At 55.7% G+C, this 14,322-nt stretch carries 16 protein-coding genes; 10 read left to right on the plus strand and 6 right to left on the minus strand.

What is annotated here, in order from left to right:
- Positions 1-556: 556 nt before the first annotated feature.
- Complete coding sequence (udp, locus tag BLT77_RS12080) at positions 557-1,321, plus strand: uridine phosphorylase (protein WP_090365527.1); 765 nt, start codon at positions 557-559, stop codon at positions 1,319-1,321.
- Between the two features lie 73 nt (positions 1,322-1,394).
- On the opposite strand, the gene BLT77_RS12085 is transcribed toward udp, so the two are convergent.
- From BLT77_RS12085 to BLT77_RS12095, 3 genes are all read right to left on the minus strand, one after another.
- Positions 1,395-1,673, minus strand: coding sequence for a helix-turn-helix domain-containing protein (locus tag BLT77_RS12085; RefSeq protein WP_090365528.1), 279 nt, complete (start codon positions 1,671-1,673; stop codon positions 1,395-1,397).
- A 115-nt stretch (positions 1,674-1,788) separates the two neighbouring features.
- Complete coding sequence (locus tag BLT77_RS12090; RefSeq protein ID WP_090365529.1) at positions 1,789-2,784, minus strand: HlyD family secretion protein; 996 nt, start codon at positions 2,782-2,784, stop codon at positions 1,789-1,791.
- 1 nt (position 2,785) lies between these two features.
- Positions 2,786-3,127 carry a DUF3302 domain-containing protein gene (locus BLT77_RS12095; RefSeq protein ID WP_035415772.1) on the minus strand — a complete coding sequence of 114 codons (342 nt, stop codon included), beginning with the start codon at positions 3,125-3,127 and terminating at the stop codon, positions 2,786-2,788.
- A gap of 207 nt (positions 3,128-3,334) precedes the next feature.
- Between BLT77_RS12095 and BLT77_RS12100 the strand changes: the two genes are divergently transcribed.
- On the plus strand, positions 3,335-3,703 hold the full coding sequence (locus BLT77_RS12100) for a MaoP family protein (protein WP_090365530.1): 369 nt from the start codon (positions 3,335-3,337) through the stop codon (positions 3,701-3,703).
- 48 nt (positions 3,704-3,751) lie between these two features.
- Here the strand turns inward: BLT77_RS12100 and BLT77_RS12105 are convergent, their stop codons facing one another.
- Genes BLT77_RS12105 through BLT77_RS12115 form a run of 3 tightly spaced genes read right to left on the minus strand, consistent with a single transcriptional unit; the run spans position 3,752 to position 7,146 of the window.
- The gene (locus tag BLT77_RS12105; protein WP_090365531.1) at positions 3,752-4,483 is read right to left on the minus strand and encodes a fumarate reductase iron-sulfur subunit; all 732 of its coding nucleotides are present in this window, start codon (positions 4,481-4,483) and stop codon (positions 3,752-3,754) included.
- Positions 4,480-6,432 carry a fumarate reductase flavoprotein subunit gene (locus tag BLT77_RS12110; RefSeq protein WP_090365532.1) on the minus strand — a complete coding sequence of 651 codons (1,953 nt, stop codon included), beginning with the start codon at positions 6,430-6,432 and terminating at the stop codon, positions 4,480-4,482. The genes BLT77_RS12105 and BLT77_RS12110 overlap by 4 nt, the downstream gene beginning before the upstream one ends.
- A 12-nt stretch (positions 6,433-6,444) precedes the next feature.
- Positions 6,445-7,146: a fumarate reductase cytochrome b subunit gene (locus BLT77_RS12115; RefSeq protein WP_090365533.1), complete on the minus strand. Its 702-nt coding sequence runs from the start codon at positions 7,144-7,146 to the stop codon at positions 6,445-6,447.
- Positions 7,147-7,416: 270 nt separating this feature from the next.
- Here BLT77_RS12115 and prmA point away from each other — a divergent pair, with 270 nt between their 5' ends.
- The 8 genes from prmA to BLT77_RS12155 all read left to right on the plus strand — a co-directional run bounded on the left by prmA (position 7,417) and on the right by BLT77_RS12155 (position 14,297).
- The gene (gene prmA, locus BLT77_RS12120; RefSeq protein WP_090365534.1) at positions 7,417-8,298 is read left to right on the plus strand and encodes a 50S ribosomal protein L11 methyltransferase; all 882 of its coding nucleotides are present in this window, start codon (positions 7,417-7,419) and stop codon (positions 8,296-8,298) included.
- Positions 8,299-8,494: 196 nt separating this feature from the next.
- On the plus strand, positions 8,495-9,454 hold the full coding sequence (gene dusB / locus BLT77_RS12125) for a tRNA dihydrouridine synthase DusB (RefSeq protein ID WP_028112881.1): 960 nt from the start codon (positions 8,495-8,497) through the stop codon (positions 9,452-9,454).
- Positions 9,455-9,480: 26 nt separating this feature from the next.
- Positions 9,481-9,786 (plus strand): DNA-binding transcriptional regulator Fis, encoded by a 306-nt coding sequence (gene fis, locus BLT77_RS12130; protein ID WP_028109733.1) that lies wholly within the window; start codon positions 9,481-9,483, stop codon positions 9,784-9,786.
- Between the two features lie 179 nt (positions 9,787-9,965).
- Positions 9,966-10,631: a hypothetical protein gene (locus tag BLT77_RS12135; protein ID WP_090365535.1), complete on the plus strand. Its 666-nt coding sequence runs from the start codon at positions 9,966-9,968 to the stop codon at positions 10,629-10,631.
- 100 nt (positions 10,632-10,731) lie between these two features.
- Complete coding sequence (locus BLT77_RS12140) at positions 10,732-10,953, plus strand: helix-turn-helix transcriptional regulator (protein WP_090365536.1); 222 nt, start codon at positions 10,732-10,734, stop codon at positions 10,951-10,953.
- 50 nt (positions 10,954-11,003) lie between these two features.
- Positions 11,004-11,759, plus strand: coding sequence for a hypothetical protein (locus tag BLT77_RS12145; RefSeq protein WP_090365537.1), 756 nt, complete (start codon positions 11,004-11,006; stop codon positions 11,757-11,759).
- A gap of 177 nt (positions 11,760-11,936) precedes the next feature.
- Positions 11,937-12,221 (plus strand): hypothetical protein, encoded by a 285-nt coding sequence (locus tag BLT77_RS12150; protein ID WP_143026629.1) that lies wholly within the window; start codon positions 11,937-11,939, stop codon positions 12,219-12,221.
- Positions 12,222-12,785: 564 nt separating this feature from the next.
- On the plus strand, positions 12,786-14,297 hold the full coding sequence (locus tag BLT77_RS12155; protein ID WP_090365539.1) for a sigma-54 interaction domain-containing protein: 1,512 nt from the start codon (positions 12,786-12,788) through the stop codon (positions 14,295-14,297).
- Positions 14,298-14,322 lie beyond the last annotated feature (25 nt).

The following is a 14,322-nucleotide window of genomic DNA, read 5'->3' on the forward strand; positions in this document are numbered from 1 at the left end:
CATGATCAAACTCTTCAATTAAAAAGTTTTTTGATTCCGAAGAATCGACTCAATGAATTACTGAATTAACTTGTTATAGTCACTCAGTGCAACATTGATATTTGAGATATCAATCCTGCGCGAGTGCCCACACAGATTGTCTGACTAATTGTTAAAGAACGTTGCAAAGTGAACCGTGGTTCCCGTTGCTGAGGCTGCGTATCTTACGCTTTCCTCAATCCCCGTCAAGCGTTATTTTCAAAGGCTTTTCCGAGTGTCGAATTGTTGCTCAGTGCCTTACTCAGTAAGCCGCTGTGCCCCGTCGACAGGAAGCGCATTATAGGGAGCCCCCAGCGGAACGCAAGGGCAATTTAGTGAAATAAGTTTAACTGCTTTTTTTTTAGCCTGAAGGCATAAAACTTACCTTTTTTGTGCTTAGATCACAGGCAAGCGCGTCGAAATCGGCTATTTATGCTACATAGGTCTACAAAGATGTGGGCTGAATGTTGTTTAATTACGAAAATCAGTTTCACATTTAATAAATGCCAAGCCATTTTTATCAATTAAGGAAACGACCATGAGTAAAGTATTCCACCTTGGTTTAGACAAAGAGATGCTGCAGGGTGCCAAAGTGGCCATCGTTCCAGGCGATCCAGAGCGCGTGAAGCGCATTGCCGAACTGATGGAGAACCCCACCTTCCTGGCCGCCACCCGCGAGTTCACCAGCTACCTGGGCTTCCTTGAAGGTAAACCTGTGGTCGTTTGCTCCACCGGTATTGGCGGTCCCTCTACTTCTATTGCCGTGGAAGAACTGGCTCAGCTGGGCGTAAACACCTTCCTGCGTGTGGGCACCACCGGCGCCATTCAGGATTACGTGAATGTAGGTGACGTTATCGTTACCAGTGGTTCAGTTCGTCTGGACGGTGCCAGCCAACACTTCGCTCCACTGGAGTTCCCGGCCGTAGCCGACTTCGCCTGCACCACCGCCCTGGTGAATGCCGCTAACGAACTGGGTCACGAACCTCACGTTGGTGTGACCGCGTCGTCCGACACCTTCTACCCGGGCCAGGAGCGTTACGACACCGTTTCCGGTCGCGTTACCAAGCGCTTCCAGGGCTCCATGAAAGAGTGGCAGGATATGGGCGTTCTCAACTATGAGATGGAATCCGCCACCCTGCTGACCATGTGCGCCAGCCAGAAGCTGTACGCAGGTTGCGTTGCCGGTGTGATCGTCAACCGCACCCAGCAAGAGATCCCAGACGAAGCCACCATGAAGAAGACCGAGTCTGCGGCGGTTGCCATCGTCGTCGATGCGGCCCGTCGCATGGTTGCCGAAAGCTAAGCCTTGGCGGCTGAGCAAACAAAAAAGCTTCGGCCCTGGGGTCGAAGCTTTTTTTATTCCTGAAATCTGTCGGCTAGGCCTGAATCGCCTGCTGTAGCTCGCTCAGCTGCGCTTTAACCCACTTAGGGTTGATGGGCCCCCAGTCGGTGATGCGGTAGTGGCCGTCATTGTGGCGAACGCCATCTTCGACAAACTCAATCTGCACTCCCAGCCCCGGCAGCGCCTTGATGATGTCTTGCAGGGTTCGCCGCGGCCAACCCAGACTTTTCATTAACTCCGGCACACTGGCCTTGTCGTGTTGGTCGATCTCATGCAGCAGCAGCAAACGGCGACTGAAGGTTGGATTCAACATGGTGCGCTTTCCTTATTACGGTTGCCATCCCGGCGGCAACACCCAGGGTATGGTCTATCAAATTTCTGTGAAACCAACAATCAGCGTCGGCCCAGAGTGACTGGGCCGCCACACTTTAATGCTCGAAGAACAGATAGTTCTGCCAACTCTTCATCCGCAGCAATACCCGGCGGATGATAGACACATGGGTAAAGGTATCGGAGTACACCGCGATCTCGGCGTTGGCGCCATCAGGCAGATCGAAGCGGCTCAGATCCTCATTGACCTTCACTTCAACAAAGGCCCGGCCTTTGAGCCGAAAACGCTCGGTGGTGAACAGGGTTCCCTGGGCCTGGAACTGACCCTCACCGATATTTGGCATCACCTGCCTCACTTCCGCCTTGAACACCCTTCCTGGCACCGCCTCGAACATCACCTCGGCCTCAAAGCCTTTGCGAATCTTGAGCAGGGATTTCTGGTTAAAGGCACCAACGAACGCTGAATCCTGCCGGTTGATGAACACCATCACCGGCCGCAGAGGCAACGGCACCGCCATCATTCCCGGACGTAATGCCACCTGGGTAACGTAGCCGTCGGTCGGGGCCCGGACCACGGTCTCGCTGAGATCGTACTCTGCCTTGGTCAGCTCCGCCTGGCGGGCTTTCAGTTTGGCTTCGGCGGCCAGGTAGAGTTGCTCACGAATGTCCAGCTCGGAGCGGGTAAAGGCGCCGCCTTTGTCGTAGCCCTCTTTATAACGGAGGTATTCGCCCTTGGTACGATCCCGATCGGCGGTGGCCGCCCTTACGGTGGCGGTCTTCTCGCCCACCACCTCCTGGTAGCGGGTATCGTCAATGCGGAACAGCACGTCGCCCTGTTTCAACAGCACGTTCGGCTGCACCGGCACTTCGACCACCGGCCCTCGCACCGAGGGTACGATGGGGGTGGTCACAAATACATGCCGCGCCAATGGCGTAAATGGGTGGTTGTAGTTCATCAGTAACAGCAGGGTGCCAATCAGTACCACCCCGCCCAGCACCGCGGTGGGCACACTCCACTTATTCAGGGGAATATTGAATATCTTAAAGATCGCCACACACAGTGCGGTGTAGGTCAGGATCAATAACAGGTCCATATCATTGCTCCTTGTTGTTCATGTCGGCTACCTGCGCCTGCAGGCTGCTTAGCTGCTGTTCCAGCTCAGCAACTTTCACTTCCAGCGCGGCTTCGCTCTCCGCCAATGCCTTAAAGCCCCAGCCACGCTCTTCGCGGTACAGGGTGGCCCAGATCCACAGGAACGGCCAGATGGTATGCAGGGTGAACAGGCTGATCCAACCGGCGACGTGAATGGCGTCCTGATGGGGGTGATTGCGCTTTTTGGAGATCTCATAAGGGATGTCGTGGATCACGATGACCCCGTAGAACAACACCAACCCCACAAAAAACAACAAACCGAGAGCAAAATAGTCCAAAAACATAAGGCACCTACGGTGAGTTAACGTTTTTTAAACATAACACAATCCGGAATACATACAGCACAAATATGACTATTCAAATGTGCGCTATGCCCTTGCCAAATGCCCCCTGTCGCAGTAATAAAAGTGTCTTGAAAATGCCATCAAATCTACCGATTACTTGCCCTACAACAACGGGCGTAGTTTGACTGAACAACGAGAGAGAATGTCATGAACCAAATTGAAGGATTTCAGGCTGCCGGTCGCTTCTTCGATGACAAACACTTTCCCCGGGGATTCGCCCGCTCTGGCCATTTCACTCTGAATGAGGCCGCACTGCTGGAACACTACGGCCAGCGCCTACGCGCCCTGGCTGAGGGCACTCAGCTCCCCTCCAGTCCGCAGGAACAGCAGTTCGTGGCGGTCGCCAAAGGCGAGCGCCCTGCCGACAACAAACTGGAACACGCCTGGACCAAATACATTGCCAAGAGCCAGCGCCGCAAGCTGTTTACCATGAGCTCCAAGGCACCGGTGCAGGGCGACGAGGATGACGAGGAGAGCGTGTCCGCTGAGGACGACGACATCATCGAATTAGACTAAAAAGAAAAGCCAGCATCGTTGCTGGCTTTTTTGACCGTTTCGGCGGTGTTACAGAATGCGCTGGCTGCGGCTCAACTGGCGCCGCAGGTAAGCGATCTGCCCCTGGTGATCGAGATCCTTGGGGCAGGTATCCTGGCAGCCCAGCAAGGTCATGCAGCCAAACACCCCATCTTCGTCACCGATGATGTGGTAGTAATCGTCGGCACTTCGGGCATCGCGGTCGTCCAGGGCAAAGCGGGCCACCTTATTAAAGCCGACGGCGCCGACGAAGGTGTCACGCATCTGCGCCGTGGCACAGGCCGACACACAGCAGCCGCATTCGATGCAGCGCTCAGACTCGTAGATGGCATCGGCCAGTGCCGGATCCATGGGACGCTCCAACCGGTGCATGTCCTCATTGGCGTCGCTGGGAACCAGCCAGGCCTGCAACCGCTCAGACAACTGGCGCATGAACTTACCGGTGTTCACCGACAGGTCACCAATCAACTCAAAGCCTGGTAACGGCATCAGGGTGATGACGCCATCTTTGTAATTGCTGGTGAGGGTGCGGCACGCCAGAGTCGGCATACCATTGATCACCATGGCACAGCTGCCGCAGATGCCGGCACGACAGACAAAGTCGAACTGCAATGACGGGTCCTGCTGCTCACGCAACTGATTGAGGGCGATGAATACCGTCATCCCCGGCGCTTCCTGCAGCTGATACTCCTGGGTCATCGGTTTTTCAGCAGGCATCTGAGGGTCGAAACGGAAGATGCGGAAAGTCAGAATCCGGCTCATGATAGCTCTCCTCGGCGCTGGTTCTTCGGCATAAATTTCTCGGGCAGCTGGTAGTCCATGGTTTGTTGTTGACGCTGATGCCGGTCTTCGATACGAGCGGCAATGGCTGCCACTTCGGCCTCGCGTTTTTCGGTATCCGGGTGGGCAATGGCGTTGTTTTCACCGTATCCCCGGTAACCCGGCGGCAGCTCCATCGCCATCACATCCAGATCTTCGTACTCCAGCCGTGGCTGGTTGTCGTCACCCCAGAATACCAGCGACCGCTTCAACCAGTCGCGATCGTTGCGTTGCGGATAATCCTCACGGGAGTGGGCGCCACGGGATTCGGTGCGGGCCTCGGCGGCCAGTGCCACCGACAGAGCCACCTTGAGCATCTTCTTGATGCGAATGGCTGCCACCAGCTCCGGGTTGGCGTGACGCTTCTTATTCATCACCACCAGGTTGTCGGATCGGCGCACCAATTCGCGCAGCTCAGACACCGCCTTGGCCAGTTCATCACCGCTGCGGAAGATCCCCACCTTGTCCATCATGATCGCTTCCATGTGCTCGCGCAGGGCAAACGGGCTTTCGCCCTCTTCACCGGCCAGCAACTCGTCGATCTGTTGACTCTGGCTGAGCACCGCCTGCTCACCCAGAGCATGGCTTCCCATCGGGTAGCTCTGACAAGCGTCGGCCACGTACTCGCCGACGATCATGCCCGCTACCACGGTCTCTGCCAGCGAGTTACCGCCGAGGCGGTTAAAGCCGTGCATGTCCCAGCAGGCAGCCTCACCCACCGAAAACAGTCCCTTGAGGTGGGGCGCTTCGCCCTGCTCATTGGTACGAATGCCCCCCATGGAGTAGTGTTGGGTCGGACGCACCGGAATCCACTCTTCGGCGGGATCGATGCCGAGGAAGTACTGACAGATCTCCTGCACCTCGCGCAGGTTCTTTTCGATGTGCTCGCGCCCCAGCAGGGTGATGTCCAGCCACAGGTGCGGGCCATAGGGGCTGTCTACCCCTTTGCCTTTGCGCATGTGCTCGGTCATGCGTCGGGACACCACATCCCGTGACGCCAACTCCTTCTTCTCCGGCTCGTAGTCCGGCATAAAGCGATAGCCGTCTTTGTCGCGCAGCAAGCCCCCGTCCCCACGGCACCCTTCGGTGGTCAGGATGCCGACGGGCACGATGGCGGTGGGGTGAAACTGAATCGCTTCCGGGTTACCCAGGGCCACCTTGCCGGTTTCCAGGGCGATGCCCTGGCCGGTGCCTTCACAGATAATGGCATTGGTGGACACCGACCACAGTCGGCCATAGCCGCCGGTGGCGATGGTGGTGGTACGGGCCAGGTAGGCCACCAGTTCGCCGGTAATCAGATCCCGGACCACGGCGCCATGGCAGCGCTCGCCGTCTTCAATCAGGGCGATGGCCTCTTTGCGCTCGTGCACCGGAATCCCCAGGCTGATCGCCTTGTTGTCCATGGCGTACAGCATGGAGTGGCCGGTGCCGTCGGCGGTGTAGCAGGTACGCCACTTCTTGGTGCCGCCAAAATCACGGGCGGTGATCAGCCCGTGGGCTTCGGCCGGCTCGGTAATGGTCACCTCTTCGGCGTTAACGATGGCGGTACGATCGCCCTTATTCACCCGACTCCAGGGCACGCCCCAGGCAGCCGCCTGACGCACGGCCTTGGGCGCCACCTGAGCAAACATCCGGGCCACGTTCTGGTCACAGCCCCAGTCGGAGCCCTTGACGGTATCGTGGAAATGAACGTCTTCGTTGTCCCCCTCCCCTTTGACGCTGTTGGCCAGACTGGCCTGCATGCCGCCCTGCGCCGCCACGGAGTGCGAGCGCTTGGCCGGAATCAGCGACAACACCAGGGTATCCAGACCCCGCTCTTTACAGGCAATGGCCACCCGCAGTCCGGCCAGCCCACCACCAATGACCAGGGCATCGGTATAGATCGTTTTCATTCTTATTGTTCCTTAGTTGGGGCTGTAGGGGATAACGGGAAGAGTCAGCGACTGGCCGACAAACAGCCAGGTCACCAGGCTGGCGGTGCCGATCACCAGCAACCACAGGCCGACGGCCAGGGCCAGTTTCTGACTGACACCGCGGCTGACCTTGTCACCAAACCATTTCAGTACCAGCCGGTAAACACCGATGACTGCGTGCAGCACCACCGCTGGCATCAGCAGCAGATAGAGCCAGCCGAAGCCTTGCTCGACGATACGGTAGGCCGATTGGTTGGGGCCGATGGCAGCAGGATCCAGCATGATCCCCAGCAGATGCACCGGCACCAGGAAGAACAGCGAAAAACCGGTGATCAGCTGCACCAACCACAAGCGGGTGTCCGCATGTGGAAAGGAAACCGCTTGCTGTTTCAACGCCTTCCATTGCAGGTATTTCTGAGGAAAACGTCGCAAGGCGATGATGGCGTGAACCAGCAGCAGCACAAACAGGGTCAGTGCCACCAGTACGGTCAGGGCCGGAAAGCCGTGGCCAGCCGGATCGAGAAATCCCGCCTCGAGAATGCGCACTACCCGGTAAAAGGCCTCTTTACCGAACAGAATGCTGGACTCGAAATGCAGGTGGAACAGCAGGAAGGCAGCCAGTGCCGCGCCGGATAGCCCTTGCCAGCGATCCAATCGCGCCGCAGTGCGACCGCTTACTCCTTTAGGGGTCATAGTCAAACCTATTATTGTTGTAGGGTCAGTACGAGGAGCAACAAACATAAAGTCCGAAACCGCACTCGTTAAGGAGTAAAGTGCCATCTATTGATCAAGATCACCAAGGCGAATTCCACTCATGTGAAATCAATCACAAAAGCCCTGAATTTGAACAAAAGCTCGGCGATTCGGCTTTTGACCAGGGGGTTAGACCGCTCGCCGGGTGCAGCCGAAGCCGTTGTCGCATACAATAAGCCCCATTCTCATAGCTTAGATACCGAGCACACTATGCCTTGGATTCAAATCCGCATTAACACCAGCGGCGAGCAGGCCGAAACCATTGGCGACCACCTGAGCGAAACCGGTGCCGTCTCAGTGACCTTTGTCGATGCCCAGGACACTCCGGTGTTTGAGCCGATGCCAGGTGAAACCCGCCTCTGGGGTGACACCGATGTGATTGGCCTGTACGACGCCATTACCGACATGAAGCAGATTGTCGCCCTGCTGGAGCAGCAGCCAGAACTGGGCAAGGGCTTCATCCACAAAGTGGAGGCCCTTGAAGACAAAGACTGGGAGCGGGAGTGGATGGATAACTTCAAGCCGATGCAGTTTGGCAAGCGGCTGTGGATCTGCCCGAGCTGGCACGAAGCTCCGGAGCCGGAGGCGGTCAACGTACTGCTGGATCCCGGCCTGGCCTTTGGTACCGGCACTCACCCCACCACCGCCCTGTGTCTGGAATGGCTCGATGGCCTGGAGATGGCCGACAAGCAGGTGGTCGACTTTGGCTGTGGCTCCGGCATTCTGGCGGTGGCGGCCCTGAAACTGGGCGCCAAACACTGCGTTGGCATCGACATCGACCCCCAGGCCCTGACCGCCAGTAACGACAACGCCAGCCGCAACGGCGTCAATGACCGTCTGTCGCTGTACCTGCCCAAGGACCAGCCTCAAGAGGTGCAGGCCGACGTGCTGATCGCCAACATTCTGGCCGGCCCACTGCGGGAGTTGGCGCCGGTGATCGCCTCGCTGGTGAAGCCCGGTGGCAAGCTGGCCCTGTCCGGTTTGCTGCAGGAGCAGAATGACGACCTTCGCAAAATTTACAGTCAGTGGTTCGAACTGGATGACACCGCCTTTATGGAAGATTGGTGCCGAATCAGCGGTGTGAAAAAATAACGCCTAAAAAACGACCAGAAAATAAGGCTGGCGAAGTATGTGAGCACCCACTTACCTTAGCCAGCCTACTAACATTGATGATCCTAGATCAATGTCAAGCAAAAAAATCACTTCTCGTACATTTATTAACCTTCCCACCACTGCCAAAAAGGAGTAACATGCGCTCCCTCGTGAACGTACGAGGAGATTTTTAATCATGCGCATTGGACCCTATCAACTGGACAACCAGCTGATCGTGGCGCCTATGGCAGGTGTTACTGATCTTCCTTTCCGAACGCTGTGTCGCCGATTAGGTGCAGGGTTAGCCGTGTCTGAGATGTTGTCGTCGAATCCCAGGGTCTGGGATACGGACAAATCGCGGTCGCGGATGGACCACAGCGGTGAAGATGGAATTCGTTCAGTGCAAATCGCCGGTGCAGAACCAGAGTTAATGGCTCAGGCCGCCCGTTTGAATGTCGAACGCGGTGCCCAGATCATTGATATCAACATGGGCTGCCCGGCAAAAAAAGTGAATAAGAAGATGGCTGGGTCCGCGTTGATGCGGGAACCCGACAGAGTCAGCCGAATACTGGATGCGGTCGTAGGGGCCGTAGACGTACCGGTTACTCTGAAGATCCGCACCGGCTGGGATCCAGAACATCGAAATGGCGTTGATATCGCTCAATTGGCTGAGCAGCACGGTATCGCGGCCCTGGCCGTGCACGGTCGCACTCGACAGTGCATGTACAAGGGTCACGCGGAATACGACACCATTGCTGCCATTAAGCAGTCGGTGTCGATACCGGTAATCGCCAATGGGGATATCGACAGTCCGGAGAAAGCGCGTCAGGTCCTGACCGACACCAACGCCGATGCGATCATGATTGGTCGTGCGGCTCAGGGGCGGCCATGGCTGTTTCGAGAGATTGACCACTTTCTTCGCACCGGTACCCAGTTAGCGGCCCCCAATCAGGAAGAGGTGCGGGGCATCATGCTAGAGCATCTGGATACCCTGCACGGGTTTTACGGCGACGAGCGTGGTCTTCGCATCGCCCGTAAACACGTGGGGTGGTATCTGTCGCATCAGCAGCAGGACGCCGTGCGAAGCGATTTTAATCGTTTAGAAAGTGCCACAGCGCAAGTCGAAGCGTTGACGCGTTTTTTTGACCAGGTTTAACAAATTTATTTGAAGAGCAAGGCAGTATGTTTGATCAGCAGAACTCCCATCCAGAAGCACAACTGACAGTAGGCCAAATCGAGACTCCTAACGGTACCGTTAAGCCTCAACTGTTACGCGACTCCGTTAAACGCGCCGTAAGCAATTACTTTGCGCAGCTGGACGGCCAAGAAGCCTCAGAAGTGTACGAGATGGTACTGTGCGAAGTAGAGCAGCCTCTGCTGGACATCATTATGCAGTACACCCGCGGTAACCAGACTCGCGCAGCCAACATCATGGGCATCAACCGTGGTACCCTGCGCAAGAAGCTGAAAAAGTACGGCATGAACTAAGAGCGTTGCTCTAAAGTTATAAATATCAAACCCTTAGCTCTTTGAGCTGAGGGTTTTTTCGTTTTATGTACCCCCATATGTACCCCCGATGATTTGTTAAACTGCGACTCATCCAATACTCCCCCCACTAGACCTTCGATACAGTGGTGCTTCCATTCCGGCCATGGCAAAGGAACACCATGTACAACGATTTAGATACCGAACTGGCTCAGGGCTCTGAGCTGCTGCCTGACGATCCCCTTCTGTTTTACGACCACCTACCTGAAGAATTGCTGGAAGCTGTAGAGCTCTGCGTTGTGCCCCACCTGTACACACTGAACCAGTTGTTTGAGACCACCAGCAACCCTGGGTACCTATTGGAAGCTGACCGCCTTGCCGGTCAGTTTTCGCTGTATCTACCACGGCCACTTCAAATCAACTTGCGCCGGGTCACCACACAACTGATCGAAGGGAAGGAGGTCGGTGGCATGACCTTAAAGACGGGGTTACGCAAGCAGGCGACTAAAGACCTGGATGTCGAAGTGATGTTGTTCGCCGTCTGGGATCTGGTCGAAGAACACGGCTGTACCATTCTTGAGGCCTGCGCACAGGTATGCCAGCAGTTCAAAGCGCATTGCCGGCGCAACAATTGGCAATACAGCGCTAAGGCGTTGGCTCAGGAGTTCTCCAGGCGACGAGAGTCTATTGGCCAACAGCTCACCTTGGTGAAAGCAGGCCTGTCCGGCATGCCAGAAAGCGTAAAACTGTCTGCCACAGAAGATTTTTCTCAGCAGTTTCCCTCTATCGATGAGGTCGAAGATCAATACAAACAGGAGCTCCCCCTCAACCGCACAATCAAGCGGTAAAGTATTGGAAAATTTTCCGTCGTTTATTTTCCAATACGGCCCATCCTCGTATTGATTCAATGGCTCCAACGAAAACAAGCCAATATCGTTGGAGTCGAACATGACCAACCTCAGCCCCTTTCTCGTCCACCCGGATCGCCTCATCCGCGAGCCGGAGTGCCTCGAGCTCACCAGCCTCAGCCGTTCCCAGCGCTACCAGCTTGAAAAGCGCGGACGCTTCCCCAACCGCCGTCAGTTAGGCAACCGCTCAGTTGTGTGGCGCCTGGGGGACGTCCTTGAGTGGTGCAAGTCTCCCGAAACCTGGCCCAACCCGGTTGCCTAACCGAACTTCCCAAGGGTGCCTTCCTAGCAACGCTTTTCAGGGAACTGAGCATGACCTATATCAAAGTCAAAAAACAATATCCGAGCGGGCGTGGCCCAGCGACATTGAGCTTCTTCAAGTTGCCCCACTTCATCCTGAACAGTTTGGAATACACCTCGTTGCGGCCTGTGGCTCGGGCCCTGCTGTGCCAGCTGGGCGGCCAGTATAACGGGCGCAACAATGGCGACCTGCACCTGGCTGAGAACCCGATGGCGAAACTGGGCTGGAAGCGGGACCAACTGCGTAAGGCGATTGCGGATCTTGAATCTTCCGGCCTGATCCGGAAGACCCGTCCGCAGACCAGCCGCAAGGCCCCCTGCCTCTATGCACTGGCCTGGCAGCCCATCGATGCTGAACCAGTGAAACTGCCTGCCAAGCTGCGGAGCCAGTCTCGGCTGCAGCTGCCTGGGGACAAAGGCAAGAAGAGCAAGTTCACCCAGGTTCTCAAAATCGTGCTGAGCCACCCCGAGTACTTGGCTCTGGGTAAGCCTGCCCAAGCTCTGCTGTGGGAGGTGGCGGCTCAGTACAACGGCCACAACAACGGCGAGCTGCTGCTGACCCACGCCCACTTTGGACCACGAGGCTGGACCAAACCTGCATTGAAAAAAGCGCGTGATGAGCTGCTGAATGCCGATTGGTTACGGCTGACCTGTTGCCCCCTGTCCCGTGCCGGGTCTGCCCCACTGCACTATGCCCTGAGCTGGCAGCCCCTGGACACCGACGTTGAACGACCGGAGCCCTACCGGGTTCGCAACCTAAATCGATAACCGCCCCGGAGATAGGGGTAATAACCATCCCGAAAAGGAGAAATACTCATGGGTAACAAAGCAAAAAGGAAGCTGCGAGCCAAAGCTAAGAGGAAGTTCGCTCGCGTCGAACGAAATCGAGGCCAAGGAGACGCCCTCCAGCCAAACAAAAAGTACAGGGGAGCACAAGATCTGGAGATGATGCACATCACTCCACAGACACTAAAACTGTTCACCTCGTTACCGCCATTTGAGGCCACCTTCAGTGCCGTTCCTGCCGTTAAGGAACACCTGGTGGCCAAGGGCGTGCAGGACCTCCTCGCCGGTACTGCCATGCTCTTTGTTCAGTACGGCCACTGGTATACCTCGGGGAGTGACACCATTCTGGTGTCTGAGTTAGTGAACGTCAGCAACATGATGATGGCCAACCCTAAGTTCCTGCATCAATTCGGGGACCCCTTGGGCGCCCCTGCCAACGGCTAGTCGCCCAAGCGCAACGCTTCATAATAAGCCCGGCTTCAATACCGGGCTTTTGTTTGCCTAGTGAAGCCATTCTGCGCTCTACAACCACTGGTAAAGAATCCCGCCCCATCATAGGTAAGAAAAGCCCATGAACTTAGGCCAGCGCATCCACCTTTAAAATCGTTGGTAAAGAATCCACCGCAATAAAACAAACCCAAACAATGTTGAAGGTCAAGAAAACCATCGCCTTTATAGACTCTGCCAAGGAAGGGGTTACTCAGCAGCGACTCAGTGACAGAAAGACGAAAACGCTGCACCTCAAACCCAACCGTTGAAAGCGAAAAGCACCACTAAGGGCATATGAGTCAAAAATCGGATCAAACTGATCACCTATAGGACCCCTCGAAACCATAGGTCATAAAAAAGCCAAAATCATCCTAAACAACTCCATCGTTGACACACATTCACCCTCCAGCACCAATGGCATATGGCGCTGATTTAAATCAATAAAAGCACCGCTACGCTGCCCATTATCCAGCAGTGTGTGCAATACTGGCTGTCACCACACTTCAACAGAATCGACCCATGGCAACGCTTCTATCCTGGCTAGGAAAAACCGACATCGATCAGATGCATAAGGACAATGCTGCGGCGTTAGCTTCCATAGCCCTGAAAAGTCCGACTAGCTTCGATCGGATCATCATTTTGGGCAACAGCTGGGAAGAGGAGTGGGACAGCTATCTCGACTGGCTGAAACGAAAACTGGCTATAGCGCAACGGCCTTTTCAAGATGTCACCATTCAGCACGTTCGGCTGAGCAGCCCAATCCACTATCCTAGTATCGCCAAGGCCACTCAACGGCAACTTCATAGGGCACTGGAGCAAGATGATGACATTACCTTTAGCCTAACCTCCGGCACACCGGCGATGATCACTCTGGCCGTCTTGCTGGGCAAAAGTATCGGTTCCTGCCGCTTTGTACAGTCGTCCGAAAAGAGCGGCATCGAGGAGGTAGAGATCCCTGTCGACTTTGCATCTGAGTATCAGCGTTCGTCAATGCAGGCACTACAAACCTCAGCAGCCGGAATGCCCAAGCTGGCAAGAGCCTTCGAAAAAATCACAGCCAACTCATTGGGCATGCGCCAAGTGGTAGAGCGAGCGCAGCGCCTGGCACCTACCGATGCCTCCGTATTGGTACTGGGCGAAACAGGCACAGGCAAAGAACTGATGGCACAAGCCATCCATGCCGCCAGCCTGCGGGCCGGTAAGCCCTTTCGTGCCGTTAACTGCGGTGCCCTGCCAGAAACTCTGGTGGATTCCATCCTCTTTGGCCATGTGAAGGGGGCGTTCACTGGCGCAGACAAGGAGCACCACGGACTGTTCGCTCAAGCTGAGGGCGGCACGCTGTTTCTAGACGAAGTGGGAGAGCTGCCTTTATCCGTGCAGGTAAAGCTGCTCCGGGCACTGCAACAAAGGGAGATCACTAAGGTTGGCGCCACCCACTGTGAACCTGTGGACGTGCGTATCATCGCCGCCACTCATCGCGATCTGTTTGAAATGGTCAACAACGACACATTTCGTGAAGACCTCTTTTATCGCTTGGCTGTCGGGATTATCGAAATCCCCCCTCTGCGCGAGCGCCAGGACGACATTCCGGAGCTAACTCAAGTACTGCTGGATGAAATCAACCACCATCTCGCTACTCACCCCCAACTTGAACGTAAACACTTTTCCAGTAACGCAATTAATTTTGCAAAGTTGCAGCTCTGGCCAGGCAATATTCGGGAGCTTTGGACCACCTTGCACCGGGCAGCCCTATGGTCTCAGGACGCAGAGATCAACGCGGAAGATCTTCAAGCCGCACAGCTCAAGGGGCCGAACCAATCCCACTCCCCCAAGCTAATAAGCAACCTATCACTGCCCCAGGATATCCAGCAAACCATTGATAAAATTAAAAAGGCTGCGATAGAGAAGGCCTTGGCACAGACCGCAGGCAACAAGTCTCAGGCCGCTAAGCTGCTGGGGCTGCCCAACCATCAAACCCTGGGTAACTGGATGAAAGCCCTAGGCCTGACCCAGACAACGGACGCCGAATAAAGACTCTGGCATAGTCATTGCTGCA

The organism is Ferrimonas sediminum (assembly GCF_900100175.1).
Classification (GTDB): Bacteria; Pseudomonadota; Gammaproteobacteria; order Enterobacterales; family Shewanellaceae; genus Ferrimonas; species Ferrimonas sediminum.

Coding starts and splice junctions, on each gene's coding strand:
- udp (WP_090365527.1), top strand. CDS start 557: ATGAGTAAAGTATTCCACCTTGGTTTAGACAAAGAGATGCTGCAGGGT.
- BLT77_RS12085 (WP_090365528.1), bottom strand. CDS start 1,673: ATGTTGAATCCAACCTTCAGTCGCCGTTTGCTGCTGCTGCATGAGATC.
- BLT77_RS12090 (WP_090365529.1), bottom strand. CDS start 2,784: ATGGACCTGTTATTGATCCTGACCTACACCGCACTGTGTGTGGCGATC.
- BLT77_RS12095 (WP_035415772.1), bottom strand. CDS start 3,127: ATGTTTTTGGACTATTTTGCTCTCGGTTTGTTGTTTTTTGTGGGGTTG.
- BLT77_RS12100 (WP_090365530.1), top strand. CDS start 3,335: ATGAACCAAATTGAAGGATTTCAGGCTGCCGGTCGCTTCTTCGATGAC.
- BLT77_RS12105 (WP_090365531.1), bottom strand. CDS start 4,483: ATGAGCCGGATTCTGACTTTCCGCATCTTCCGTTTCGACCCTCAGATG.
- BLT77_RS12110 (WP_090365532.1), bottom strand. CDS start 6,432: ATGAAAACGATCTATACCGATGCCCTGGTCATTGGTGGTGGGCTGGCC.
- BLT77_RS12115 (WP_090365533.1), bottom strand. CDS start 7,146: ATGACCCCTAAAGGAGTAAGCGGTCGCACTGCGGCGCGATTGGATCGC.
- prmA (WP_090365534.1), top strand. CDS start 7,417: ATGCCTTGGATTCAAATCCGCATTAACACCAGCGGCGAGCAGGCCGAA.
- dusB (WP_028112881.1), top strand. CDS start 8,495: ATGCGCATTGGACCCTATCAACTGGACAACCAGCTGATCGTGGCGCCT.
- fis (WP_028109733.1), top strand. CDS start 9,481: ATGTTTGATCAGCAGAACTCCCATCCAGAAGCACAACTGACAGTAGGC.
- BLT77_RS12135 (WP_090365535.1), top strand. CDS start 9,966: ATGTACAACGATTTAGATACCGAACTGGCTCAGGGCTCTGAGCTGCTG.
- BLT77_RS12140 (WP_090365536.1), top strand. CDS start 10,732: ATGACCAACCTCAGCCCCTTTCTCGTCCACCCGGATCGCCTCATCCGC.
- BLT77_RS12145 (WP_090365537.1), top strand. CDS start 11,004: ATGACCTATATCAAAGTCAAAAAACAATATCCGAGCGGGCGTGGCCCA.
- BLT77_RS12150 (WP_143026629.1), top strand. CDS start 11,937: ATGATGCACATCACTCCACAGACACTAAAACTGTTCACCTCGTTACCG.
- BLT77_RS12155 (WP_090365539.1), top strand. CDS start 12,786: ATGGCAACGCTTCTATCCTGGCTAGGAAAAACCGACATCGATCAGATG.